Below are 26612 nucleotides of genomic sequence, written 5' to 3'. Positions count from 1 at the left end.
CTGACGACAGATTATCTTGATTTTTGAAGAGTATTAGCACATTTTGTTCAACATGTCGACCCTGATTTGGTGACGACCACCGTCGTATTTACCATTCACAAAGCCTTTAGCAATATTTTTAGCTAATTCATCACCAACAAGTTGAGCACCCATCGTAATCATACGTGAGTTGTTGTGACCGCGAGTCATATAAGCTGAACGTTCATCAGAAACTTCTGCAGCAACCATTCCTTTGATTTTAGTAGCAACCATAAACGGACCTGCACCATAAGCATCAATGACGATACCAAGGTTTTGTTCTTCTTTCTTGACTTCTTCCGCAACTGCTAGAGTTACATCAACAAAGTCTTGACCTTCTGCTGTAACATCCACTACGTGGAAGTTTTCTTTTTCCAAGAAGTCTTTTACAACTTCTTTCAATCTTAAACCTGCAGCATCTGCACCAATAACAATAGCCATATTGTATACTCCTTTTTTATAATAGACCAGTAAAACTTTTTGATTCTAGCCTAAAAGAGACCTTTCTCAAATAGTTACTAGTAGTTTTGTTGACAATAATTTAAATTAAGAACGAAGACCGTATTCCGTTCTTAATAAGTTTTCTTCATAGAAAAACTAGAACAGTCACTTTGTTAAAATAAACACAAATTGTTCTTTATAAACATAATATACTACTATTAGTTGAAAAAGTCAACAATTTATGTTTGTTTTTGTTTATTTTTTATAAAATTTCGATATCAAATCCAACGTGATCAAAATCGACAGGTTTCAAAATTCGAACATCTTTCTTTTCTTCAAGTCGATCGCCTTCTTCAAGTGAAGTAGACAAGCCAGACCATGGTTCTAAGGCGATAAAAGGGCCTTTATTAAGAGTTGACCATACAATTAAATTTGGAAATTCTTCAAAGTGTAGTCTCAAACCTTTATCATGTTTTCTTGAGCGTAAAGTTACTTTGCGGGACTCTAACTCATCTAATGTCACTGCATCATAGCTAAACAAGTCATAATTTAGGTCCAATTCTTGTTGATTGTCTAACAAAGAACTTCTTACTTTGAAATCTAACATTCCTGTTTCTGGGAAAGGTTTCGGAACTGAGCACGTTTCAGGCTCTTCAAATTCAAGATAGTAATCTTCATAAACTTCATCAGCTAAGAGTGGACAATTAAAGCCAGGATGCCCTCCAATAAAGTACGGCATAGTCTTTTCAGATTCTTTATTGTAAATTTTATACTCTGTACGAATTATTTTACCAGTCACAATATAAGTGATTTCTAGTCGGAAATGATAAGGATAATTCTCATACATTTCCTCAGTATCTTCAATAGCAAATGTAACAGAATTATCTGTTTGAGCAACTAATTCAAATTCCTTTTTTCTTACCAATCCATGACGCGGAATTTTTCCTATTTTATGACTTCCGTCTTTATTCTCATAAACGACGGTATCATTTCTAACTGATCCGCAAATTGGGAATAAAACAGGTGCTTGTCCACTCCAATAAGTTGGATCACCTTGCCACAGATACTCTACACCATCTTTATCCTTAATTGAAGATAAAGCACCTCCAAAAGTTTGAAACTGTACATGCAATTGATCTGATTTTAATTCAATCACAGCTGTTACCTCCATTTTTTCAAAAAAACTAGGCTGACTGCTCCACGCTGGAAACTGACAACCTAGTTTTTACAATTTACATTTTTAGGAGCAAATTATTTTGCGTTTGCTGCGTATTCTTCGTTACGTTTGATCATTTGTTTTCTGTACCATGCAAAGATACCAACGTAGAATACAAGGAATACTACTGCGCCAAGGATAGCTTTGATATCACCAGTTGTAGCGTTACCAATTGCCCAACCTAATAGTTTTTCAATTGGTCCTTCAAGAGTTGAGTGAGTAATCAATTGAGTTTGGCTCACACCTTCTGGGAAGGCACCTACACCTTTAGCAAGTTCAGTTGCGAATGGTGCGATAAGTGTACCTGAAAGAAGGAAGAGTGGCAATAAGAGAGTTCCGAAGATAATCATACGGAGCAATTTACCACGAGTAACTACCAAGAGAGCTGGAGTCACACCCATAGCGATGATACCAGCAAGTGGCAAGATACCATTTCCGACTTTTGAAAGAAGCACAGCTTCAACCAACATGATTGGTGCAAGTACGTTAGCACAAGCCCAGATTTCAGCACGACCAGCGATAAATGGCCAGTCAAGACCGATGTTGAATTTACGTCCTTGAAGACGTTTAGTAGCAACGTTTGTAATACCTTGTGAAAGTGGTTCTACGGCTGCGATGAACCATGAACCGATAAGAGAGAATAGCTCCAAGCAGACACCGGCAGTCAAACCAAGTGACAACCAACCTTTAATAACAAGTTCCCATTTATCAGCGCCTTCTACACCAGCAACTGGATGTGGAGTTCCCATCAAACCGATAACGATACCAAGGATGAAACCGATGAAGAATTTAGATCCCCAGAAACCGATTTTCTTGTTTAGTTTAGCAGCGTCGAAGTCGTATTTATCAAGACCTGGGAAAAGTTTGTCAAAAATCTTATCCAAAACCATGATAACTGGGTTCATCATGTAGTTCATGTGAGTTGAAGTCATTGGTGATGAACTTGGTGCGTTAAGTAGGTCATCAAATGTAGGTTTCATCAAGTCAGAGTTAATGATTTTAAGAACCCCAACAAGAACAACTGCTGCAGTCGCGATAAAGAGTGAAACTCCTTGGCTAACTCCATTGTTGTCAGCGTACCATTTGATCAAAAGACCTGTGATAGACAAGTGCCAGATATCGAAGATATCAACGTCAAGTGTATCAGTTTTCTTCATTGCAAGCATCACAACGTTGACAATCAACATGATGAGCAAGAAGTAAAGTGTCCAGGCAGAACCCCAAGTGATTGTAGCAAGTGGTGCCCAACCAACGTCGGTGATGTTCAATTGAATACCAGTATTTTCAACGAATTTTGCAAGAGAAGCAGAGAAAGCTCCATTAAGCATTCCGATGATAGCACCGATACCAGTAAGTGCGATGGCAAGTTTGATACCACCTTCAAGCGCTTTGGAGAATTTCACTCCAAAGAGTAAAGCCAAGAGTGTCAACACGATCAGCATGATGACTGGTGCACCCATTTCCAAAATAGGTTTAAAGACCTCATTGGCTATGTTAATAATGACGTCCATAATTTTTCCTCCCTTTATTTTTATGGAAACTTACAAAATAATAATTAACTTAATCCGTGTTCTTTGATTGCTGCTTCAATATTATCATAAACTGGAGCGCTCATTGCAGGAATACGGAACAAAATTGGTCCAGCTTCAACTACTGGGATACCAGGGTCAAAACCTAAGTCAGTTGCAGCGATTGGTGTGAAGATATCATAACCTTTAATCAAGTCTTCATTGACGTCTTTTACCATAACTGCGTCACATTTTACATCGTACCCACGGTTTGAAAGCTCTTCTTCTAGAGCACTTTTAATTTGGTGGCTTGAGTTGACACCTGCACCACATGCAGCAAGAATTTTAATCATTTGGATTTCCTCCGTTTTTTAGTTTCTAATTATTTACAAATTTAAGCAGTCGCATCTGAGATATACTGGTACAGAGCTTCTGGATCAGTAAGCTTAGATAGTGCTTCTAGATGACCATTACCTGTAAAGAAGTCCATCAATTGTGCAAGAATGTTTGTTTGACTTGAACTTGAATTATTGATGATAAAGAAAAGTAATGATACTTCTACTTCCTTGTCAGGTGCAATCATATTGTGGAATGTTACTGGTTTTGGTAAGCGAACCACAACAACATTTTCAGTTAAATTATGAATCGTATCTGTGTGAGGGATTGCTACGTTTGGCAAGTCCTTCCCTAAAAATTCCATATCTAAACCGGTTGGGAACATTTTTTCACGTTCAATCAAAGCCGATCGATAGGTATCCGTAACAACTTTCTTTTCTTCCAATAGGGTTGCAACTTGATCAAATAGTTGCTCTTGATTATCTGCTTCTAGACAAAAAACTAAGTCTTTGCTGAAGAAATGATCTAATCCCATGACCTTCTCCCTTCATATTTAACTTTTATGATACAAGTATAACACTATATGAAACCGTTGTCAATATTTTTTGTTGTATTTTGTTTGATTTTTATTTTTTTTGTTTGATTGTAAACAATTTTATTTCATACATATTCTTTAAAGGTTACAAAGATATAAAAAAACAGGATAATAATCCTGTTTTTAGATTTAACTCTTCTTCGCTGTCCAACTTTCTTCTATCAACGGAAGCATATCTTTCAATACTTCAGGTGTTCCTTCTAGAGAAACATATCTAAACTTACCATCATCTGATTTAAAGATATAGATAACTAGATATTTCCCGTTTTTAGCAATACAGTTTACCACATAAGCGTCATAACCACCAATTTTTGACTTAGATCCCCAAACTTTAGAGAAATCCTTGCTTTGTTGTTTAGTTTGATAAACACTAGTAGAGACTTGAACAGCATCAAGAGTAGCATATTCACTTTCACTAACACCAAGATGCTCTGGTTTAAAAGTATTTAGGGTTACGATATTGATGTCCGTTCCATCACAGTACTGAATATCATCACCACCCTCAACTTCTGTAAAATGAATCCATGATTTTGGAACTTTTACGTAGCCATAAGCATCTGACCCAATTACCTGTGTATCTTTAATTGTTGATTCAGCTACAGTTGTTGTTTCTTGGGCTGTTGTAGTTTCTTGAACTGTTGTTGCTTCTGAGGCCGCTTCTTTTTTCGTTTTTGAAGTATTACAAGCAGCGAGGCAAAGGCAACACACTAAAAGTGTAGATAGGCTGACGATTTTTTTCATGATCCTTCTCCTTTCACTTCTATTCTAATGAAAGAAAAGATAAGTGTCAAAAGATAACTGTATTAGGAATCAATTATTCTTCATCCATACTCAAGACACTTAGGAAGGCTTCTTGAGGAACTTCTACTGATCCAATAGCTTTCATGCGCTTTTTACCAGCCTTTTGTTTTTCAAGAAGTTTACGTTTACGCGAAACATCTCCTCCATAACACTTGGCAAGAACGTTTTTACGAAGAGCTTTGATATCTGTACGAGCTACAATCTTGTGTCCAATAGCTGCTTGGATTGGAACTTCAAACTGTTGACGTGGAATGATTTTCTTGAGTTTATCAACGATGAGTTTTCCACGTTCATAAGCAAAGTCCTTGTGAACGATAAAGCTGAGCGCATCCACCTTGTCTCCGTTGAGAAGGATATCCATTTTAACCAGTTTAGATGGACGATACTCTGACAATTCATAGTCAAAGCTTGCATAGCCACGTGTTGAAGATTTGAGCTTGTCAAAGAAATCAAAGACAATTTCAGCAAGTGGAATTTGATAGATAACATTGACACGATTATCATCGATATAGTCCATCGTTACAAAGTCACCACGTTTTCGCTGAGCTAGTTCCATAACAGCTCCGACAAATTCCTGTGGTACCATGATTTGTGCTTTAACATAAGGTTCTTCAATAGTTGCAATTTTAGTAGGATCAGGAAACTCGGATGGATTCGATACATCCATAGACTCGCCATCAGTCTGATTAACTTTGTAGATAACAGATGGTGCAGTCATGATCAAGTCAATATTGAACTCACGTTCCAAACGTTCCTGAATAACATCCATATGAAGGAGACCCAAGAATCCACAACGGAAACCGAATCCAAGAGCTTGCGATGTTTCGGGTTCAAACTGAAGACTAGCATCGTTCAACTGCAATTTTTCAAGGGCTTCACGAAGATCATTGTATTTATTTGACTCGATTGGATAAAGACCTGCGAAAACCATCGGATTCATCTGCTTGTATCCAGATAGGGGTTCTGAAGCAGGGTTTGCCGCCAAGGTCACTGTATCACCGACACGAGTATCTTGAACAGTCTTGATAGATGCTGCAATATAACCAACGTCACCTGTCGCAAGGAAGTCACGTCCTACTGCTTTGGGTGTGAATATTCCGACCTCAGTAACATCAAAGGTTTTGCCATTGCTCATGAGCTGAATCTTATCACCTGGCTTAACAACTCCATCCATGACACGAACTTGGAGGATAACGCCACGATAAGCATCGTAAACTGAGTCAAAAATCAAAGCTTTTAATGGTGCTGATACATCACCAGTTGGTGCTGGAACTCTTTCTACAATTTGCTCTAAAATATCTTCAATTCCAATCCCAGCTTTTGCTGAAGCTAATACAGCCTCACTAGCATCCAGTCCGATGACATCTTCAATTTCAGTACGCACGCGCTCTGGATCTGCAGCAGGCAAGTCAATCTTGTTAATAACTGGAAGGATCTCCAAATCATTATCTAAGGCAAGGTAAACGTTAGCTAATGTTTGAGCCTCAATCCCTTGGGCGGCATCAACGACCAAAATGGCTCCCTCACAAGCAGCTAGAGAACGTGATACCTCATAAGTGAAGTCCACGTGTCCTGGTGTGTCAATCAGGTGGAAAATATAGGTCTCGCCGTCTTTGGCAGTATAATTAAGCTCGATGGCATTCAGTTTGATAGTAATCCCACGCTCTCTCTCTAGGTCCATACTATCAAGAAGCTGAGCTTGCATTTCACGACTAGAAACCGTCTCTGTAGCCTCCAAAATACGGTCTGCCAATGTTGACTTCCCATGGTCAATATGCGCGATAATGGAAAAGTTTCGGATCTTCTCCTGACGTTTTTTCAATTCTTCTAAATTCAAGATTCTCTTCCTTTCAGGGTATCTATTAATTATAAATTGTTTTTATGTTTTTGACAAGACCATAATACCCTGTAGAGAGTATTAATCTTCAGCAACAAAGCCGTCATTTTCGATGAAATAGTGGTCTGTCATACCTTGGTCAGTAAAGACAATTCCATGAAGGACACCACCATAGACAGCTCCTCCATCCATTCCGATTTTTCCATCTTCTGTCATCCAAAGTTCTGCAGTTCCTGGTTTTTGATCCAAAAGTCCGTAGACTGGTGTATGACCAAAAACAATTGTTTTTCCTGTATGATTAACTGCTTCGTGGAATGGTTTTCTGAGCCAGACTTTCTTGTAATCTGTAGTTTCATGCCAATCATCCAAAGTTAAATCAATTCCCGCATGAACAAAGATATACTGATCCGTTTCAATCATGAATGGCATTTGTCGGATAAAAGCAACCAAGTCTGCTGCTTCAGTTTCTACACGCTTAGCATCTGCTACTCCATCTACTGGTGCATCCAGTGGACGTCCCAAAATAGAATTTATAGTTGTATCCCCACCATTACGACGATAGTGGTCATAGCTTTCTTCAGGATTATCCAACCAAGTTAAAAACATGTACTCGTGATTTCCTGAAATGCAAATCGCTCCTTGATTTTCTACCAAGTCCTTGACCATCTCAAGAACACGACGACTATCTTCCCCTCTATCAATCAAATCTCCAAGAAAGAGTAATTGAGTCTTACCATCCCATGTTTTTAGAAGGTCCTCGAGCATTCCTGCTTTTCCGTGAACATCTCCAATTACATAATAGTCTGTCATTTATTTCTCCTTACTTTGTAACAATTCTCTCGCTTGACTAAGTGCTGCTTCAGTCACATTCTCACCAGCCAACATTTTAGCAACTTCTTCCACCCTTTCTTCAACTGTCAACAAGCGAACTGTTGAAACAGTTGAATGGTCATTACTAATCTTTTCGATAAAGAACTGATAATCTGCGATCGCAATGACTTGAGGAAGATGAGATATAGCTAATACTTGGCCGTGCTGACCAATTTTATGAATCTTTTGAGCGATTGCTTGAGCTACACGACCTGAAACTCCTGTGTCCACTTCATCGAATACAATACTGGTCTTACCTTCCTTACGAGAAAAAGCAGACTTAATCGCCAACATAAGGCGAGACAACTCTCCTCCAGAAGCTACTTTGACCAATGGTTTAAAAGCTTCTCCAGGGTTGGTGGAGATGTAAAATTCAACACTTTCATTTCCTTCACGAGTAAACTTACCTTTAGTAAATTGAACCTGAAATCGAGCCTTATCCATATAAAGGTCTTTGAGTTCTTGCTGAATCTCAATTTCTAATTGTTGCGCTAAGTTATGTCGAGCAGATGCAAGCTTACTTGCTAAGTTAACTAGACTTACTTCTAATTGTTTGAGTTCAGCTTCCATATCTTCTGAAGAAAGATTATTACCAGTCAGAAGGTTGTATTCTTCAGTGATTTTAGCAAAGTACATCAAGACATCATCGACATTTCCACCATACTTACGTGTGATGGCGTGAATGAGATCCAAACGGCTTTCAATCTGCATTAGATGATTACCGTCAAAATCAAGATCTTCAATAATATCCTCTAAACGTTTGGTAACATCTTCTAGAACATAATAAGATTCAGATAAGGAAGTAGAAATTTCACGATATTCTACATCATACTCTTCTATACTTTCCATATCATTCATAGCTGAACGCACGTTAGCTAGACTTGAAAATTCTTCATTATCTAACATTGTATAAGCATTAGTCAACGTATCAGCAATATTTTTATGATTTAGAAGTTTATCTCGTTCTTGGTTTAGTTTGAGGTCTTCACCTGGCTGTAAGGATGCAGATTCAATTTCAGCCATCTGAAATTCCAACATTTCAATACGAGCCTTGTGCTCTTCTTGATTTTTCTTAATCTCAAGAAGTTGCTTGCGCATTTTACGATAAGCATCAAAGTTTGTCTGATAGGCTTGCTTCAGTTCCAGAAAATCTGCATCACCAAACCCATCAAGCATCTGAATATGCAATTGGGGACGCATTAACTCTTCTTGATCATGTTGGCCATGGATATCAACAAGATACTGTCCAATTGAGCGAAGAACAGATAGATTAACCATCTGTCCATTGACACGACTAACACTACGCCCGTTTTGTAAAATTTCACGACGGATGATGATTTCATCACCTAACTCCATTCCTTGCTCATCAAAAATCATTTGCAAAGCATGACTGTTTTCAACCGAGAAAAGACCTTCGATTTCAGCCTTAGGGGCACCATGACGAATAACGTCCGTTGTAGCTCTGGCGCCCAGCATCATATTCATAGCATCAATGATGATAGACTTCCCAGCACCGGTTTCCCCAGTCAGAACTGTCATTCCCTTCTCAAAATTAAGTGAAATAGCCTCAATGATGGCAAAGTTTTTAATTGAAATTTCAAGTAACATAAGGTCCTACCACTTTTTAACTTGTTCAACAATCTCTACAGCTGCTTCTTCAGTTCGCGCCACAATTAAAATTGAGTTATCATCTGCTAAACAGCTAAAAATCATATCCGAAAATGTTTGAGTCAATTGACTTTTTACAAAAATTGTATTCCCAGGAATAACATCTAAGTTGATGAGATTACCCATTCTTTCGAAACTTTCGATATTGTTCTCAGCTAACTGTAAACTTTTAACTACTGACTTTGGTAATTCATAGACATATGTATTGTCTTTCAAAGGAATTTTTACAATCCCTAATTCTTTGATATCACGTGAAACAGTTGCTTGAGTGGCAGAGATGCCTGCTTCTCTCAAGTGTTCAACGATTTCTTCTTGTGTACCGATTTGATAGTCAGTCACAAATCTTCTAATTTTTTCAAGTCTTTCTTTTTTATTCATCTTTAAACTCTCTATGTGCTTTTTCTACTACTTGTTCTATTTCAGAAACTACTTGGTTGCTTGTATGTTCTTCTTTACGTAAATAAGCAAGAAACTCAATATTTCCGTGTCCACCTTGAATAGGAGAGAAATCCAATCCTAAGACTGAGAATCCTTCATCAACTGCCATTTTAGTAACTGATTCTAAAACATTTTGGTGAACTTTGGCATCTCTGATAATACCATTTTTTCCAATTTGTTCTCGCCCTGCTTCAAACTGTGGTTTTATAAGTGCAACAACTTCCCCTTGATTGGCCAATATTCTATGTAGAGCTGGTAAAATGAGACTCAAAGAAATAAAACTCACGTCTATACTTGCAAAACTAGGTTCTTGTTCAAAATCAGTCTTTTCAGCATAACGAAAATTAAACTGTTCCATGCTAACGACACGCTCATCTTGGCGTAATTTCCAGGCTAGCTGATTGGTCCCAACATCAACGGCATAAACCAGTTTTGCACCATTTTGCAGCATGACATCCGTAAAGCCTCCTGTTGAAGCGCCAATATCAATGGTTGTTTTGCCTTCAACTGATATTTCAAATTTTTCTAAAGCCTTCTCAAGTTTCAAGCCACCTCGACTAACATACTTGAGTTTCTCACCCTTGAGTTTTAATTCAGTATCATCAGGAATTTTTTCTCCTGGTTTATCAAAACGCTCACCATTAAGGACTGCAATCACTAATCCAGCCATTACGCCCCGCTTAGCCTGTTCTCTTGTTTCAAATAAACCTTGTTTGTAGGCAAGTACATCTACTCTTTCCTTAGGCATTGATTCTCAAACTTTCTACTATTTTTACAATTGGTTCTTTATCAAAGTCGACTAATTGGCTAATCACGTCTAATTTTTCATTAGCCTGATCCAAAGTTCGGTTACAAAAAACTTTTGCCTCATCCAATCCTAACAAAGCAGGATAGGTTGATTTCTCAGCTTGCAAATCTTTTTGTGGTGTTTTACCAATTTCCTCAAAACTAGCAGTAACATCAAGGATATCATCTCTCACTTGAAAAGCAAGCCCAATCAGCTCTCCAACTGTTTTCAACTGTTTTTGAAGATTTTTATCCAATCCTGCAATAACTCCTGCCGCTTGAAAAGGGAAAGCTAAGAGTTTACCCGTTTTATTAGCATGGATGGTCTGAAGTTCTTCTAGGTTTAAATGTTTACCTTCACCTTCCATATCCAAAACTTGGCCAGCGACCATCCCCATACTTCCAGAAGAAAGGGACAAAGAAGCTATTAAATCTACCTTAATTTCATTTGGCAAGTCTGCTTGCGCTATCAAAGCATAAGGATCTAAAAAGAGGGCATCGCCAGCTAAAATTGCTAGTGCTTCACCAAACTTCTTATGGTTGGTTAAACGCCCACGACGAAAATCATCATCATCCATAGCAGGAAGATCATCATGAATTAAGCTTCCTGTGTGAATCATCTCAAGCGCTGCTGCAACCTGGGCATGAGCTATAGTGATTGGCACCTGCAAAGACTCCAAAACTTCTAAAAGTAGATAAGGACGAATTCGTTTACCACCTGCATGGATAGAATAGAGAACAGCTTCTCTGAGATTAGCAGCTAATTGCTGGTCTCCATAAAACTCCTCAAGAGCTGATTCAACCAAAGCTAATTTTTCTTGCTTGTTCATAGAAGTTCGCTTTCTGTTCCATCTTCTTGCATGACTTTAACCAAGGTCTTTTCTGCTTTATCAAGTGTTGCTTGCAATTCTTTTGAAAGAACCATTCCTTTTTGAAATGCAGTAATAGCATCTTCTAAAGCAATTTCACCATTTTCTAAACTCTGAACAATAGTCTCAAGCTCTGCTAAATTATCTTCAAATTTCTTCTGTTTTGACATCTTTAACCTCTAATTCTACATGACCATCTCGCATCATCAACATCACCTGGTCATTTTTTTTCAAATCATTTGCTGAAGATACCACGGTATCCTCTTTTTTAACAATCGCATAACCCCTTGCTACGATACGACTCGTATCTAACATGAGTAAAGCTTCTGACAAGCGTTTTACTTCAGCAACCTTGGCATCATAAATCACAGCCATCTGGCTACGCATTAATTTTTGTAACTGTTGAATACGATCTTGGTAGCGCTGAATCTTGACATTTGGCGATAATTGCTCCAAACGGTGAATTTGAGCTTGAACCTTCTGTTGATTTCTAACTAACTCACCATTCAATCCCTGCTTCAGTCGAAGCATTAACTGATCCAAGCGTTGCAGATATCCATCATATAAACGCTCTGGTTGCCTGAAGATGACTGATTGACTAAGCCCTCTCAAGGCTTCTTTTTTCTTTGATAAAGTATTTTGTACAGCAGTAGCCATTCGTTTCTCTTGATTTTTAAGGTAGGTCAGTAGATCTAACTTAGTCACAGGTGTAGCTAACTCTGCTGCAGCAGTTGGTGTTGCTGCTCTCTTGTCGGCAACAAAATCAGCCAAGGTTACATCCGTTTCGTGACCAACACTTGAAATAATCGGTAAACGAGATTCAAAGATAGAACGCACTACAATCTCTTCGTTAAAAGCCCAAAGATCCTCAATTGATCCACCACCACGACCAATGATAAGAACATCCAAGTCTTCTCGTTCATTAGCTCTAGCAATGTTACGGGCAATCTCCTCTGCTGCCCCTTCGCCTTGTACCTTGGTAGGATATAAAACAATCTCAACCCCTGGGAAACGTCTGCTAACGGTAGTAATAATATCCTGTATAACAGCACCACTACGACTAGTTACAACCCCGATACGTTTTGCAAACTGAGGGATTGCTTGTTTAAAGCGTTCTTGAAAAAGGCCTTCTTCTGATAATTTCTTTTTTAATTGTTCGAACTGAATCGCAAGAGCCCCTACGCCATCAGGCTCTGCCTTTTCAATGATGATAGAGTAGCTCCCACTTGGTTCATAGACTTGGACACGACCGATAACATTGATCTTCATCCCTTCTTCCAAATCAAAACCTAGTTTCTGATAAATACCTGACCAAATAGTCGCTTGGATTACAGCTCGATCATCTTTTAGAGAAAAATATTGATGAGTTGGACGCTTCCGGAAGTTAGAAACCTGACCAGTTAAATAGACCCTCTCCAAGTATGGGTCTTTATCGAATTTCATTTTCAGATACTTAGTCAAAGTTGTTACCGATAAATACTTTTCCATCTCAACCTCCTTCTTTCTCTAGTTTTTCCTGGGTATTATTATACCAAAAAACCGTTTAAAAATCTCTCATTTCACCTCTAGAATACGAAAACAAGACTGGATTTCTTTGAGCTTGTCTTATAATATACAAAAGCCCTTGGAAAAATCCAAGGGCTTTCATTAGTTCACTGAACTAGATTATTTTTTCAAGTTGTAGAATGATTTCAATCCACGGTATTCAGCTACTTCACCAAGTTGATCTTCGATGCGAAGCAATTGGTTGTATTTAGCGATACGGTCTGTACGTGAAAGTGAACCAGTCTTGATTTGTCCTGCGTTTGTTGCAACTGCGATGTCAGCGATTGTTGAATCTTCAGTTTCACCTGAACGGTGTGATACAACGGCAGTGTAACCAGCTTCTTTCGCCATTTCGATAGCGTCGAATGTTTCAGTAAGAGTACCGATTTGGTTAACTTTGATAAGGATTGAGTTAGCAGCACCTTCTTCGATACCACGTGAAAGGTAGTCAGTGTTTGTTACGAAGAAGTCGTCACCAACCAATTGAACTTTACCACCAAGACGTTCAGTAAGAGCTTTCCAACCGTCCCAGTCGTTTTCGTCCATACCATCTTCGATAGTGATGATTGGGTATTTGTTTACCAATTCTTCAAGGTAGTCGATTTGTTCAGCAGCAGTACGGACAGCAGCTCCTTCACCTTCGAATTTAGTGTAATCGTAAACTTTGCGTTCTTTATCGTAGAATTCTGATGATGCACAGTCAAATCCGATAAATACATCTTTACCTGGAACATAACCAGCAGCTTCGATAGCAGCAAGGATTGTTTCTACACCATCTTCAGTTCCGTCGAAACGAGGAGCAAATCCACCTTCGTCACCTACGGCAGTTTCCAAACCACGTGATTTAAGGATTTTCTTAAGTGCGTGGAAGATTTCAGCACCCCAACGAAGAGCTTCTTTGAATGTAGGTGCACCAGCAGGTACGATCATGAATTCTTGGAAAGCGATTGGAGCATCTGAGTGAGATCCACCATTGATGATGTTCATCATTGGAGTTGGAAGAACTTTAGTGTTGAATCCACCAAGATAGCTGTAAAGTGGGATTTCAAGGTAGTCAGCAGCAGCGCGGGCTACAGCGATAGACACACCAAGGATTGCGTTTGCACCCAATTTACCTTTGTTAGGAGTACCGTCAAGAGCGATCATAGCACGGTCGATAGCTTGTTGGTCACGTACATCGTAGCCGATAATTGCTTCAGCAATGATGTTGTTAACGTTGTCAACAGCTTTTTGTGTACCAAGACCACCGTAACGAGATTTGTCACCGTCGCGAAGTTCAACTGCTTCGTGTTCACCAGTAGAAGCTCCTGATGGAACCATACCACGTCCGAAAGCACCTGATTCAGTGTAAACTTCTACTTCAAGTGTTGGGTTACCGCGTGAGTCTAGGACTTCGCGAGCGTAAACATCAGTAATAATTGACATTTTTTACTCTCCTTTGAGTTAAATTATTTTACACCTCTATGATACATCAAAAAGATACCTTTTTCAAGAAAAAACGTTATCTTTGTGCAAATTTTCCTTAAGTTTATAAAGTAATCGCTTTCTTTTCCGTCTTATCTAGAGACTTTTATGATATACTATATTTATGACTGATGTATCAAAACAAATATTAGAAAAAGCCAATGGTGGAATTAAGTTAAATCCAGACGAACAAAGACGTTTTCTTGGTACCTTTGAAGAACGTGTTCTTGGCTACGCTGAACTCGCCACTGCAAATGATGACAAATTTCAAAAGGCATTTTTAACAATATTAGAGACCCTAAAGAAAGAAACTGAACCTCTATTTGTCAAAATTTCTCCTCAAGTTGAATTTGATAAACAAGTCTTTTACCTAAAACATGCCAAAGATGACAATTGCCAAGCAACTATCGTTTCTGAAGATCATAACTCTTCTCCTTTCGGCATGGTCATACACAGTGATAGTCCTGTTCAAACCCAAGAAAAAGACCTCAGAAAGGCCTTTTCAGACTTATGGCAAGAGAAAGAGCAGAAAGCTCCTACTTCTCTCTGGAAAAAATGGTTTGGTTAACTCTATCTCAAAGACATGATTCGGGCAATACTTGCAGCTGTATTTTCTAAATAAACAGCTGCTTTTTTAAAACTATCTGCTAACGGTTCGCTTTTTTCAAGTATGGAAAAAGCTGCGACTATTTTCTCGAATGGTAAAGGTGGTAAATCCTCTGATAAACTACCACAAATAGCAAGAACTGGAACACCCCTAGGTGTTCTTTTTGCTACTCCAATTGGCGCCTTTCCAGCTAGACTTTGCGAGTCCAGTCTACCCTCGCCAACAATCACTAGGTCTGCATCAGTAACTTTTTGATCGAAGTTTATCAAATCTAAACAAGTTTGAATACCAGATACAATCTCTGCTCCAGCGAAGGCACACAAGCCAGCTGCAATACCACCACCTGCTCCTGCACCATTTAATTTTAATATTTCGGGTCCAATTTTACTATAGAAGTCTTTAATAGCAGCATCAACTTCTTGAAATTTGGATGGATCCAATCCCTTTTGTTTTCCAAATGTGAAGGTAGCACCATGAGGCCCACAAAGTGGATTGGTCACATCTGCAAGTATTTTTATATGTACATCAGAAGGAATTTGAAGCACTCCCTCCCTCGATATTTTCCTGATATCAAATAGAGATTGACCATTTGCTTGAAGTACAATTCCGTTTTTGTCATAAAACTGATAACCAAGTCCTGAAGCAATTCCAATGCCTCCATCGTTACTAGCTGTTCCGCCGACACCGATGTAGATATCTTTTATACCCTGCTCTATTAAATGTAGAATCAGCTGTCCAACTCCCTTTGTTTGAATCTTTAGAGGATTACGTTTTTCAAAAGGGATTTTAGCAAGACCTACTAAATTTGCAACTTCAAATAGAGCTAATTCTCCTTTTTGAAAGTAAGACATCAAAATCTCATCACCAAAAGGGCCAGTTACCTGGACTGTTTTTTCTTCCAAACCTAGAGAACTTTTAATGGCGGTTACTGTTCCTTCACCTCCATCACCAACAGGTAAAAGTAAACACTCCACGTTTGGTATAGCCTTTTCGAATCCTCTTTTTATAGCTTCTGCCACTTGTTTTGCAGGAAGACTCTCCTTGAAGGAGTCAGGTGCTATAACAATTTTCATTTTGATTCCTCTTTCTATCTAAAGGAAGTCTATCATTTCCAAAACTTTCCCAAAATCTCTCTCATCTACCTGAAGATTTATTTCTTTTTTCACAATATCCTTGGCACAAAAGGCTATACCAAGTCCTGCACTTTTAAGCATTTTTAAGTCATTTGCTCCATCACCGATAGCTATTGTCTTCTCGAAAGGTACCTCCAACTCTTTAGCCCAACTGAGCAATGTTTTTTCTTTAACTTCTCTGCTTATAATATGGCCAATAAGATTTCCAGTTAATTGACCATCTCTGATTTCCAGTTGATTAGCAATATATAATGAAATCCCCAAATCTTTTGCTAATCTTTCTACAATAGTGGTAAATCCACCTGATACTAAACCTACTTCTATCCGATTTTTTTGAAGAACCTTAATAAACTGGGCAGCGTTTTTACTAAGGTGAAGTTCATGATAAATCTTATCAAAAACATTGATAGAGAGACCTTTAAGAAGGGAAACACGTTTTTTTAAACTTGCTTCGAAGTCTAATTCCCCTCTCATCGCTTGAGCAGTTAGCAGGGCTACTTCTTCTTCGCACTCTGCCTCTTTCCCTAATAAATCAATAACCTCTTCTTCTATCAAAGTTCCATCAACATCTAGGACACAGAGTCCTCTAGCTTTATTCATTTATTCCCCATACTTTCATCATCTCAAAAAATCGTATGAAAGCATCATACGATTTTATTTATTTAATTTGCTAAGCTGTGATACAAATCGAGATAAGACTGACATGCTGTATTCCAAGAGAAGTCACATTCCATAGCTTGTACTTGAAGTTTTTTCCACACATCTGGATGATTATAGTAGACATCCAAGGCTGTTTGTAATGCCCAATTTAGCCAGTAAGAGGTTAAGTTATTAAAACTAAATCCTGTACCCGTTCCTTCAATTGGATTGAATGGTTGGACAGTATCTCTCAACCCGCCTACCTCATGAACAAGTGGTAATGTTCCATAACGCATAGCCATCATTTGAGAAAGTCCACAAGGTTCAAAACGACTTGGCATGAGGAAAATATCACAGGCTGCATAAATTTCCTGTGCTAGCTTGACATCAAAGGTAATATTTGCAGAAAGTTTATCTGGGAATACTTGACCAAACCATGAGAACGCTTGTTCAAAACCAGGATCACCTGTACCCAAGAGAACAATTTGAACATCTTCTTGAAGCATGCGATGCAAACCTTCAACAACGACATCAAAACCTTTTTGTCTTGTCAAACGCGACACAATACCAATCATTGGAACATTGGGACGAACTGGAAGACCAACTTTTTCTTGAAGTTTAGCTTTATTCTGAGCTTTTCCTGACAGATCAGATTTATTAAAATGGTAATCCAATAAAGGATCCGTCTCTGGATTGTAAAGATCTGTATCAATTCCATTTACAATACCAGAAACCTTACCAGACTCCATTCGAAGAATTTGATCCAAACCACATCCAAACTCTGTTGTCATGATTTCATAAGCATAGCTTGGCGATACAGTAGATACACGATCTGCATAGAGGATACCAGCCTTCATCCAGTTAAGGCAATCATTCCAACGAACTGTACCATCCGCATAACGCTCAAAACCAACTCGGAACAAATCCCAAAGCATACCTTCAGAGAATTGTCCTTGGAATTCCAAATTATGTATAGTTAAGACAGTCTTAATGTTTTGGTAGGCCTGTATCCATCTGTATTTTTCCTTCAATAAGAAAGGGATCATAGCTGTATGGTAGTCATGAGCATGGAGGACATCAGGGATAAATCCGATTCGCTCCATAGCTTCTAGAGCCGCAAGTTGGAAGAAGGCAAAACGTTCACCATCATCAAAATCCCCATACACATGACCACGGAAGAAATAATACTGGTTGTCAATAAAGTAGAATGTAACACCATTTAAAACTGTCTTCTTAATGCCACAAAATTGTCTACGCCAACCAACGTATACTTCAAATTGAAGAACATCTTCAATTTGATCACCAAACTTGGCTTCCACCATGTCATAGTATGGCAAGATAACAGCAACTTCATGACCAGCTTTAACTAATGATTTTGGAAGAGCCCCGATAACATCTCCCAAGCCACCTGTTTTAGAGAAAGGGGCTCCTTCGGCTGCTACAAATAAAATTTTCATGAAAGAATGTCCTCTGTTACTTTTTCACCTTTTTTGATGACAACAGGATTTTCTGCTGTACCACGAATAACAACTCCATCAGCTACTTCAGCACCCTTATCAATAATTGCATACTCAACTTGAGCGCCTTCACCAATGATAACACGAGGGAAAACAATAGATTCTTTAACTAAGCTATCTTTATGAATTTGAACATTACGAGAAATAACTGAACGAACAACTTTACCTTCGACAATACTACCAGAAGCAAACTGCGAAGTATTTACTTCACAACCAGGTGCATAATAAGTTGGTTCTTCGTTTTTCACCTTTGTATGAATCTTTTGATTTGGAGAGAACAAAGAGTAGAATTTATGCTGATCAAGCATATCAATATTCGCTTGGTAGTAAGTTTCTACAGAATGAATATTTGCCAAATAGCCAGTATACTCGTAGGCAAAAGCACCTTCTTTAGCTGCCAAATCACGAAGAACATAGCGAAGTTTTTCTGGATGTTCTTTCTGAGCTTCTTCTTCAAGACGTTCAATCAACCATGGGGTATCAACGACAAAGATATCGGTAGACATGTTGTAAAGATTTTGGTCTAATTTTTTATCAAAGAGCTTGTGAGAAAGTACATGGTCAGTTTCATCGATATCAAGGATTGCATTTACTTCTGAAATATCCTGCTTAGGTAGTTTCTTATAAACAACTGTGATAGGAGATTTGGTAGTATTGTGCAAATGGAAAACCTGAGCAAGATCAATATTTACCAAAACATCGCAGTTCAAGGAAACAGTTTGGTTAGATCCAGAACGTTTTAAATAAGTCAAGAGTTGTTGATAATACTCTTTACCGACTGTGCTACTTTCTACACGTGTATTGTAAATACCTAAATAGTAGTGACTAAGTAGTGTATTCAAGCCCCACTCGCGACCTGAACGAATGTGGTCGAAAACTGAGCTGATATTATCTTGTTGGAAGATTCCAAAGACACTTCGAACACCAGCATTTGCTAAACTTGAGAGTGGGAAGTCAATCAAACGATACTTTCCTCCAAATGGCAAACTTGCCACTGGACGGTTACTTGTCAAGGTTGACATATCATGAAAACCAACAGTGTTTCCTAAAATCGCTGAATATTTATCAATCTTCATCTGTTGCTACCCCCACTACTTCGTTATATCCGACTACTTGTACTTCTTCTGTACCATCAATTTCAACACCATCGGCAATAATTGCACCTTCACCGATGATTGCACGTGTAATTTTAGCACCTCTACCGATAACTGCTCCACTCATGATGACAGAATCAACAACTTCTGCTCCCTTACGAACTTGAGCAGCTGTAGAAAGAATGGAATGTTTTACAGTACCATTCACGTAACATCCATCTACTACTAGAGAGTCTTCTACTTGAGCAAATTCTCCAAGGAAGTTTGGTGGAGCGATAAGGTTACGAGAATAAATTTTCCATTGACGATTACGGCTATCTAGAGCATTTTCTGGAGAGATGTATTCCATATTTGCTTCCCAAAGAGATTCGATTGTACCAACATCCTTCCAGTATCCATTGAACTCATAAGCATAGACACTTTCACCAGTTTCAAGATAATTTGGAATAACATTCTTTCCAAAGTCTGACATGTCAATATTATTCTTTTCAGCTGCAACTAGCATATTGCGTAGACGTTTCCAATCGAAAATATAAATACCCATTGATGCCTTGGTTGATTTTGGTTGGGCAGGTTTTTCTTCGAATTCAACAATGCGATTATTAGCATCTGTATTCATGATACCGAAACGACTAGCTTCTTTTAGTGGTACATCCAAAACAGCAACTGTCAAGCTGGCATTGTTATCCTTGTGTGATTGGAGCATATCATCATAGTCCATCTTGTAGATATGGTCTCCTGAAAGAATCAAAACATACTCAGGATTAATGCTATCGATATAGTCAATATTTTGGTAAATGGCATGACTTGTACCTTCGAACCAACGATTTCCTTCACTTGCAGAGTAAGGTTGAAGGATAGAAACACCTGAATCAATTACATCAAGACCCCAACTAGAACCGTTTCCGATGTGATTGTTAAGAGCAAGAGGTTGATACTGTGTGATAACCCCAACATTGTGGATACCAGAGTTGGCACAGTTAGAAAGAGCAAAGTCAATGATACGATAGCGCCCACCAAATTGCACAGCAGGTTTTGCAATGCTTTGAGTGAGTTTACCGAGACGAGTTCCTTGCCCACCGGCAAGGATTAAAGCTAGCATTTCATTCTTCATTTTCTACTCCTTTTTGAGATTTAATTGATTCTTTTTTAGCAGGTTTCAAGCGACGTTTGATTTTCCAGATACTTGCCCCCAAAGCTGGCAAGGTAAAGGTCAAAGTCTGCTCATAATCCTTCCATAGTCCTTCTTGAGTTTGAACAGTTTGATTGTGTTCTTTCCACACACCACCCCATTGTTCCAACTCTGTATTCCAAATTTCTTCATACACACCTGCAACTGGCAGTCCAATTGTGAAATCAGGACGTTCGACTGGTGCCATATTAAAGACACAGACTAGCATCTCGCCTTTCTTTCCTTTACGAATAAAGGAAAGAACACTCTGATCTCTATTATCTGCATCGATAATTTCAATTCCATCATAGCTTGTATCAATTTCCCAAAGACAACGGTGGTCCTTATAAAGTTGATTTAACTGAGATGTGAAGTATTTCATCTTGGCATTCATTGGATCTTCAAGGTTCGACCATTCCAATTGCTCTTCTGATTTCCACTCTAAGAATTGACCGAATTCGCTACCCATAAAGAGCAATTTCTTACCAGGGTGACAAATTTGATAAGTATAAAGATTTCTAAGGCCTGCAAATTGATTGTAACGATCCCCCCACATCTTATGCATCATACTCTTCTTACCATGTACAACCTCATCATGTGAGAATGGTAGGAGATAATTTTCATTAAAGACATACATAAAACTGAAGGTTACAAGGTTAAAATCAAACTTGCGGTAAATTGGATCTTCTTCGTAGAAACGTAAGATATCATTCATCCAGCCCATGTTCCACTTGTAGTCAAATCCAAGGCCACCAATCTCTTTCGGACCTGTAATTTTAGTAGCTGAAGAGCTCTCTTCTGCAATCATCATGACATCAGGGTGAGCTAGCTTAATAACAGTATTTAAACGCTGAAGGAAATAATAGCCTTCGTAGTTAAGATTTCCACCGTCTTTATTTGGTGTCCAAGGTGCATTATCATAATCAAGATAAAGGATATTGCTTACGGCATCTACACGGATACCATCTAAATGATAAAAATCAATCCAGAACTTAATGCTAGAAATTAGGAAAGATTGTACTTCGTTTTTCCCTAAGTCGAAGTTTAATGCCCCCCAACCATAGTTATGAGCTTTGTTATGGTCTTGATATTCAAAAGTCGGAGTTCCATCATAGTAGGCTAAGGCATCATCATTGATTGTAAAGTGACCTGGAACCCAGTCCACGATCACACCGATATTGTTTAAGTGACACTCCTCAACAAAGTCTTGAAACTCTTCTGGTCTTCCGTAAGAATGTTCTAAACCGAAATATCCCATAAGTTGATAGCCCCAACTCAAACCTAGCGGGTGAGCCATCAAAGGCATAAACTCAATATGAGTGTAGTTCATTTCAACTAAGTAAGGAATCAACTCTTCTTTTAATTGAGCAAAACTAAATGGAGTTCCATCTGGATTTCGTTTCCAGGAACCAGCGTGTGCTTCGTAAATATTAACTGGTCTTTCGAAGAATCCCAAACGTTTTCTACGAGCTAACCAAAGTCCATCCTTCCATTTCTTTTCTGGAATTTCTGTTAACACAGCACCTGTGCCTGGACGTGCTTCATACCGAACAGCTAAAGGATCAATCTTCATAAGTTGATGCCCGTTAGCCCGTGTGATATGATATTTATAAATCTGACCCTCTTGGGCAAAAGTTGTAAAAACTTCCCAAACTCCAGATTCGTTTCGAACCATAGGGATTTGATTTTCAACCCAATTCGTGAAATCGCCGACTAGATGAACAGCCTGCGCATTTGGAGCCCAAACACGGAATGTGTAACCCCATTCCCCGTCTTTCTCCTCACGGTGTGCGCCCAAATAGTGTTGAAGATGGAAATTTTCGCCTGTTGTAAAAGTTCTTAAAGCTTCTAATGTATCCATAAATCCCCCTTTATATTGTAAGCGTTTTCTATATTTCTATTATACTATCTTTTAAGAGAAGTTTCAAGTAAATTACTATATTTTAAAAAATTATTTTGAAAATCTGAAAATAATTTTCTGATGTGTCCCAGGAAAATCGTTTTAATTTTCTGATTTATCTTAGTTCCTTTTCATTTTCTTACATTTTTATATAATAGTAACAAAATATTCGGGTTTAAGCAATTTTTAGCCTAATATTTTTAAAAAATATATTCAAAATCCGTAAATAATATAGAGTTTATGATATTCAACTTAGATTGAAATTATTCAGAAAGCAAGGATTTTCCCCTAAAAAATGAGAGTGGGACAGAAATCGGTCATTCGTTAGAATTCGATTTCGTCGTCCCACCTCCGCACAGTTGAGAAGGGCTGTAAAAGCTGATGAAATCAGCGTAGTAGAGCCCACCTCAACCACTGCGTCTTGCTCAACAATCCAAAAATAAATGAGAGGCTAGGACTTTTGTCCCAGCCTCATCTTTATTTACTATTCTTTACGATTTATCTGCATTTCCCTGAAAAATAAATTTCTCTGGATATTTTTTGATAAAACTTAGTTCATTCTCATTTCCACCATAATCATAAACAAAATCATCTGCTTCATCCAACTTCTGATAAAAAGCATCACCATACTCTTCTTCCATCTGTGCTAGCATCTCCGATCTCTCTTCTCTAACAAAGGAGATAGCTCCACCAAAGTATGCAAGAAGATTTTTGAAATTAATAGCATGCTCCGTCATTCCAAATAGTTCCAATCCCTTTAAAGTATCTTCCCAGACAATCCCTGTCGAATTATCGAGAAATTGATGGTGGCCTCCATTGTTTACTTCGATAAAATACCAGATAATCGCCAGAAGGTATCTTTGTTCTAAAGTAAAGATTTTTGCAGAATCGAGATAGTCTTCATAGGTGTTATAGATGTTAACAGTTTCGTATACTGGTTTAATAATATCCCATGAGTCTTTTGCCTTTTGAACGTCTTCTACCGTAATATTCTTGTATAATTTCTTATTCTGCGCAATTGTCATTTCTTGATTAGTCTCATTAACATCTTCAAAATAGTATTTTTCTAGCAAGGGATAATCTGCTGGCTTAGCTTCAAGAACTTCCTTTAGAGAACCTACTTTAACCAACTCAATACACCATTCAATGACTGGATTTGTTGAGGAATCAGCATTTTTGATAGCATTTTCTAATAAAGCTAGAGCCTGATTAGCTTCAGTTTCAAAGTCATTCTTCGGGTCACTAGATAAACGCCAATGGGTAAAACCATTTCTATAATACCAAATAGCATCCCTATCTTCTTCAGAGACTATCTCTAAAACTGTTTTTGCCTCTTCAAATTGACTCCAATTATTACAAACTTTGGCTAGTTCACTAAGTACTTGACCACTTAAATTTTCTAAACCAAGATCTGAGATGATTTCCTTTATCTTTTCGAATTGGTAGGTATGCTTAATGTCTTTGAGACACTGAAGTTTCTCCTCTTCATTTAAGGTGATGAATTTTTCCAGAGTAATTGTATTGATATCCATAAGTATCTCCCACTAAAAGTAATTAACTTTTCTAATTTTAATTCAATTAATAATGAAACTTCTGCTTTTTTCTATCTGTCCAGTACTTGAAAATGAACTACTTTTTCTGAAAATTTTAGTTTTATTTTCGACTTCAAAGAAGACTTTCTAGAAGTATAGGCCGGGATCAAAAATCCCGACCTCGTATTTTTAGTAGAAATGAGCCTTTGAAACATTTTTGTTCATTCATTGGACTCTACAAAATAGCTTTGCCCTACATTTCATTGACTCCGTCTTCGATCTAAGACTTAGGATAAAACATTCATAACTGCAACGCTCACATTATCAAGAGTGTTTTCTTGGTTTGAACGACTATTAGTGATTCGCATTTCAAGATTTCCCGCATTTTCATAATAGTGGGATTCTCCTTTAGCATTAAAGACCACTAAGTAATGCTCTTCTTCTTCCTGAATTTCATAGACAATCCAGCCACTATTTTCAATAGCTGTGTGAACAAAGACGTGACGGTATACTTCCTCGTATGTAGGGTATGAAAAGGCACTACTCTTTGTTTTAAGACCTATAATCTGACGAATAAATTCAATACTATCCTGACGCTCATTGATTAAGTCCCAGTCCACCTGGTTAACAGCGTCTGGAGCATTGTAACTGTTCATGGCACGTTCGCGATCATCATGAGTCAACTCACCGTTTTCACCTGTAGGAACCAGTTTGGTACGTCCAAACTCTTGACCAAGTTCCATAAAGGAGATGCCTTGCATGAGAAGATTCATGGCAGTTGCTGTTTCTACCTTTTTCATGATACTTGCTTGGTCTTCTGTTGGACGAAGTGTCGCTAATAAATCATGCAAGTTATAGTTGTCATGGGCTTCTACATAGTTGACAACCTGATTAGGGCTTAGATAAGAGCCAAGTTCTCGACTACCAAGGATAGCTTTGGCAACAATTGGTTCAGTGGCAGCACCACTTACGAAGCCTGATTTGATATCACCATAAACTTCAGCACCCTTAACAGCATTACGTTGATCATCATTGAAAAATCCAATATTAGGCAACTGATAGGCATTGTCTTTCTTAGCCTTATCGTAAGGTGCTAGACCAGTACCCATATCCCAACCTTCTCCATAAAGGATGATTTTAGGATCGACTTCATCCATAGCCCAACGAATCATCTGCATGGTTTTAATGTCATGGATTCCCATCAAGTCAAAGCGGAAACCATCAATATTAAACTCATTCACCCAATAGAGAAGTGAATCAATCATGTACTTACGGAACATTTCGTGTTCACTAGCAGTCTCGTTTCCTACACCAGTACCATTTTGATAACTTCCATCGCGGTTCATTCGGTAATAATAGTCTGGAACCGTTGTTTGGAATGGGGCATCAACAGTTGAAAACGTATGGTTGTACACCACATCCATAATAACGCCAATTCCAGCATCATGATAAGCTTGAATCATCGTCTTCAAATCGCGGATGACTTGACCTGGATCATTTGGATTCGTAGACATGCTGGTTTCTGGTGCATTGTAGTTTTGTGGATCGTAACCCCAGTTGTAGGTCACATTTCCATCTGCATCATACTCTTTGTGACGATCAGCAATTGGTTGCAGTTGAACATAGTTCACACCAAGTTCTTTGATGTAGTCAAATGCAGTAGACTGACCGAAGTGATTGACTGTTTCAGTTTGGGCAGCACCCAAGAATGTTCCTCTTAATTCTGGAGAAACACCAGAAGTTTCAGACTTGGTCAAGTCACGAATATGCATTTCGTAAATAACCGCTTGACAAGGATTTTCTAATCGCCAAGTTGCTTCCGTTCCATTCTTAACTTCAAAACCTTCAACTTGACGTTCTTTTTTTGAAAGAATCGCTGAACGTTTGCCATCTGGACTTGTAGCAATGGTATATGGATCTCGTGTCAATGATTGATGATGTGGAAAATTAATCTGATATTGATAGGCACGACCAGCAAGACTTTCAGGAACTGTCAAATTCCAAACTCCAATTGTATTATCCTTGTGACTATACGAATAACTGTTGCCACGTTGCATTTCATAAGTCTTTAGGATAGCCGCATCATTACTTGCTGATTCATAAACTACAACTTGTACAGTTGTTGCTGTTGGCGACCAAAGTTTAAAGCTTGTTTCTTCTTCGGAAACCTGGCATCCCAACTCTCCTTGGTAACCCCAGTGGTGATCAAAACTAGCACTGTTAATCGCTTTATCAAAAGCAAATGGATTTTGATCTTTATAGTGTGGACTTGCAATGGCTGGATTTTCAGAATAATAAACGGTCGAATCTCCATCTAAAATCCAAACTTCTGTTAAGAGTGGATAATGATTGAATCGGATAGGGTATTCTTTGGTAACTCCATCTTTTTCAACTGTAAACACCATTTGTTCAAGAGGTGTTTCACTTGATTGGGTAAATGAAAACTTATCTCCAAAGTATTCTTGCTCTTTAACAAATTCTACTGAATCAGCTGGCCATTTACTAAAGTTGCAACTCTGATATGTTTCATCCTTACGATGATAATGAATAAGTACAGGATAATTGTACATAGTTCTCCCTAATTTCTAATTGTTAAATTTTAAAAAAATAATTTCTTGTTTAAATTT

At 38.2% G+C, this 26612-nt stretch carries 24 protein-coding genes; 1 reads left to right on the top strand and 23 read right to left on the bottom strand.

Annotated elements, in window-relative coordinates; genetic code table 11:
- Nucleotides 1–33: 33 nt before the first annotated feature.
- The 15 genes from lacA to eno form a co-directional block, all read right to left on the bottom strand.
- A complete protein-coding gene (gene lacA / locus QM857_RS05980; protein WP_006148584.1) occupies nt 34–459 on the bottom strand; it encodes a galactose-6-phosphate isomerase subunit LacA in 426 nt (141 codons plus the stop codon).
- Nucleotides 460–721: 262 nt separating this feature from the next.
- Nucleotides 722–1630 (bottom strand): aldose 1-epimerase family protein, encoded by a 909-nt coding sequence (locus QM857_RS05975; RefSeq protein WP_414253693.1) that lies wholly within the window; start codon nt 1628–1630, stop codon nt 722–724.
- Between the two features lie 80 nt (nt 1631–1710).
- The gene (locus QM857_RS05970) at nt 1711–3186 is read right to left on the bottom strand and encodes a PTS galactitol transporter subunit IIC (protein ID WP_414275366.1); all 1476 of its coding nucleotides are present in this window, start codon (nt 3184–3186) and stop codon (nt 1711–1713) included.
- Nucleotides 3187–3230: 44 nt separating this feature from the next.
- The gene (locus QM857_RS05965; protein WP_000590575.1) at nt 3231–3536 is read right to left on the bottom strand and encodes a PTS sugar transporter subunit IIB; all 306 of its coding nucleotides are present in this window, start codon (nt 3534–3536) and stop codon (nt 3231–3233) included.
- 41 nt (nt 3537–3577) lie between these two features.
- Nucleotides 3578–4054, bottom strand: coding sequence for a PTS sugar transporter subunit IIA (locus QM857_RS05960; RefSeq protein ID WP_303942717.1), 477 nt, complete (start codon nt 4052–4054; stop codon nt 3578–3580).
- Between the two features lie 189 nt (nt 4055–4243).
- Entirely contained in the window at nt 4244–4855 is a 612-nt protein-coding gene (locus QM857_RS05955) for a hypothetical protein (RefSeq protein ID WP_414275365.1), read from the bottom strand.
- Between the two features lie 73 nt (nt 4856–4928).
- Entirely contained in the window at nt 4929–6752 is a 1824-nt protein-coding gene (gene lepA, locus QM857_RS05950) for a translation elongation factor 4 (protein ID WP_414275364.1), read from the bottom strand.
- Between the two features lie 81 nt (nt 6753–6833).
- Entirely contained in the window at nt 6834–7562 is a 729-nt protein-coding gene (locus tag QM857_RS05945; protein ID WP_414275363.1) for a metallophosphoesterase family protein, read from the bottom strand.
- Nucleotides 7563–9230 carry a DNA repair protein RecN gene (gene recN / locus QM857_RS05940; RefSeq protein ID WP_414275362.1) on the bottom strand — a complete coding sequence of 556 codons (1668 nt, stop codon included), beginning with the start codon at nt 9228–9230 and terminating at the stop codon, nt 7563–7565.
- Nucleotides 9231–9236: 6 nt separating this feature from the next.
- Nucleotides 9237–9668, bottom strand: coding sequence for an arginine repressor (locus QM857_RS05935; protein WP_004253525.1), 432 nt, complete (start codon nt 9666–9668; stop codon nt 9237–9239).
- Nucleotides 9661–10476, bottom strand: coding sequence for a TlyA family RNA methyltransferase (locus tag QM857_RS05930; RefSeq protein ID WP_225750278.1), 816 nt, complete (start codon nt 10474–10476; stop codon nt 9661–9663). Before QM857_RS05930 ends, QM857_RS05935 begins: the two co-directional genes overlap by 8 nt.
- Nucleotides 10469–11344 carry a polyprenyl synthetase family protein gene (locus tag QM857_RS05925; protein ID WP_223332983.1) on the bottom strand — a complete coding sequence of 292 codons (876 nt, stop codon included), beginning with the start codon at nt 11342–11344 and terminating at the stop codon, nt 10469–10471. Before QM857_RS05925 ends, QM857_RS05930 begins: the two co-directional genes overlap by 8 nt.
- Nucleotides 11341–11553, bottom strand: coding sequence for an exodeoxyribonuclease VII small subunit (locus tag QM857_RS05920; protein ID WP_004253516.1), 213 nt, complete (start codon nt 11551–11553; stop codon nt 11341–11343). Before QM857_RS05920 ends, QM857_RS05925 begins: the two co-directional genes overlap by 4 nt.
- Nucleotides 11531–12871 (bottom strand): exodeoxyribonuclease VII large subunit, encoded by a 1341-nt coding sequence (xseA, locus tag QM857_RS05915; protein ID WP_368910179.1) that lies wholly within the window; start codon nt 12869–12871, stop codon nt 11531–11533. The genes QM857_RS05920 and xseA overlap by 23 nt, the downstream gene beginning before the upstream one ends.
- A 177-nt stretch (nt 12872–13048) precedes the next feature.
- Nucleotides 13049–14353, bottom strand: coding sequence for a surface-displayed alpha-enolase (gene eno, locus QM857_RS05910; protein WP_225750274.1), 1305 nt, complete (start codon nt 14351–14353; stop codon nt 13049–13051).
- Nucleotides 14354–14516: 163 nt separating this feature from the next.
- Between eno and QM857_RS05905 the strand changes: the two genes are divergently transcribed.
- Complete coding sequence (locus QM857_RS05905) at nt 14517–14960, top strand: DUF1694 domain-containing protein (protein WP_414275361.1); 444 nt, start codon at nt 14517–14519, stop codon at nt 14958–14960.
- A 2-nt stretch (nt 14961–14962) separates the two neighbouring features.
- On the opposite strand, the gene QM857_RS05900 is transcribed toward QM857_RS05905, so the two are convergent.
- The 8 genes from QM857_RS05900 to pulA all read right to left on the bottom strand — a co-directional run bounded on the left by QM857_RS05900 (nt 14963) and on the right by pulA (nt 26555).
- The gene (locus QM857_RS05900; protein ID WP_414275360.1) at nt 14963–16072 is read right to left on the bottom strand and encodes a glycerate kinase; all 1110 of its coding nucleotides are present in this window, start codon (nt 16070–16072) and stop codon (nt 14963–14965) included.
- A gap of 18 nt (nt 16073–16090) precedes the next feature.
- Nucleotides 16091–16732 carry a phosphoserine phosphatase SerB gene (serB, locus tag QM857_RS05895; RefSeq protein ID WP_414275359.1) on the bottom strand — a complete coding sequence of 214 codons (642 nt, stop codon included), beginning with the start codon at nt 16730–16732 and terminating at the stop codon, nt 16091–16093.
- 62 nt (nt 16733–16794) lie between these two features.
- A complete protein-coding gene (gene glgA, locus QM857_RS05890) occupies nt 16795–18228 on the bottom strand; it encodes a glycogen synthase GlgA (RefSeq protein WP_414275358.1) in 1434 nt (477 codons plus the stop codon).
- The gene (gene glgD / locus QM857_RS05885) at nt 18225–19364 is read right to left on the bottom strand and encodes a glucose-1-phosphate adenylyltransferase subunit GlgD (RefSeq protein WP_254729937.1); all 1140 of its coding nucleotides are present in this window, start codon (nt 19362–19364) and stop codon (nt 18225–18227) included. The genes glgA and glgD overlap by 4 nt, the downstream gene beginning before the upstream one ends.
- Entirely contained in the window at nt 19354–20496 is a 1143-nt protein-coding gene (locus tag QM857_RS05880) for a glucose-1-phosphate adenylyltransferase (protein WP_049496442.1), read from the bottom strand. Before QM857_RS05880 ends, glgD begins: the two co-directional genes overlap by 11 nt.
- Nucleotides 20486–22414: a 1,4-alpha-glucan branching protein GlgB gene (glgB, locus tag QM857_RS05875; RefSeq protein WP_414275357.1), complete on the bottom strand. Its 1929-nt coding sequence runs from the start codon at nt 22412–22414 to the stop codon at nt 20486–20488. Before glgB ends, QM857_RS05880 begins: the two co-directional genes overlap by 11 nt.
- Before the next feature lie 530 nt (nt 22415–22944).
- Nucleotides 22945–23985, bottom strand: a complete 1041-nt coding sequence (locus QM857_RS05870; protein ID WP_414275356.1) for a DMP19 family protein — start codon at nt 23983–23985, stop codon at nt 22945–22947.
- A gap of 287 nt (nt 23986–24272) precedes the next feature.
- A complete protein-coding gene (gene pulA / locus QM857_RS05865; RefSeq protein WP_414275355.1) occupies nt 24273–26555 on the bottom strand; it encodes a type I pullulanase in 2283 nt (760 codons plus the stop codon).
- Nucleotides 26556–26612: the final 57 nt, after the last annotated feature.

It is taken from the genome of Streptococcus infantis (genome assembly GCF_047463315.1).
GTDB lineage: Bacteria > Bacillota > Bacilli > Lactobacillales > Streptococcaceae > Streptococcus > Streptococcus infantis_AB.
The sequence above is the reverse complement of the archived record's forward strand: the minus strand, read 5'-3'. Positions and strand labels throughout refer to the sequence as shown.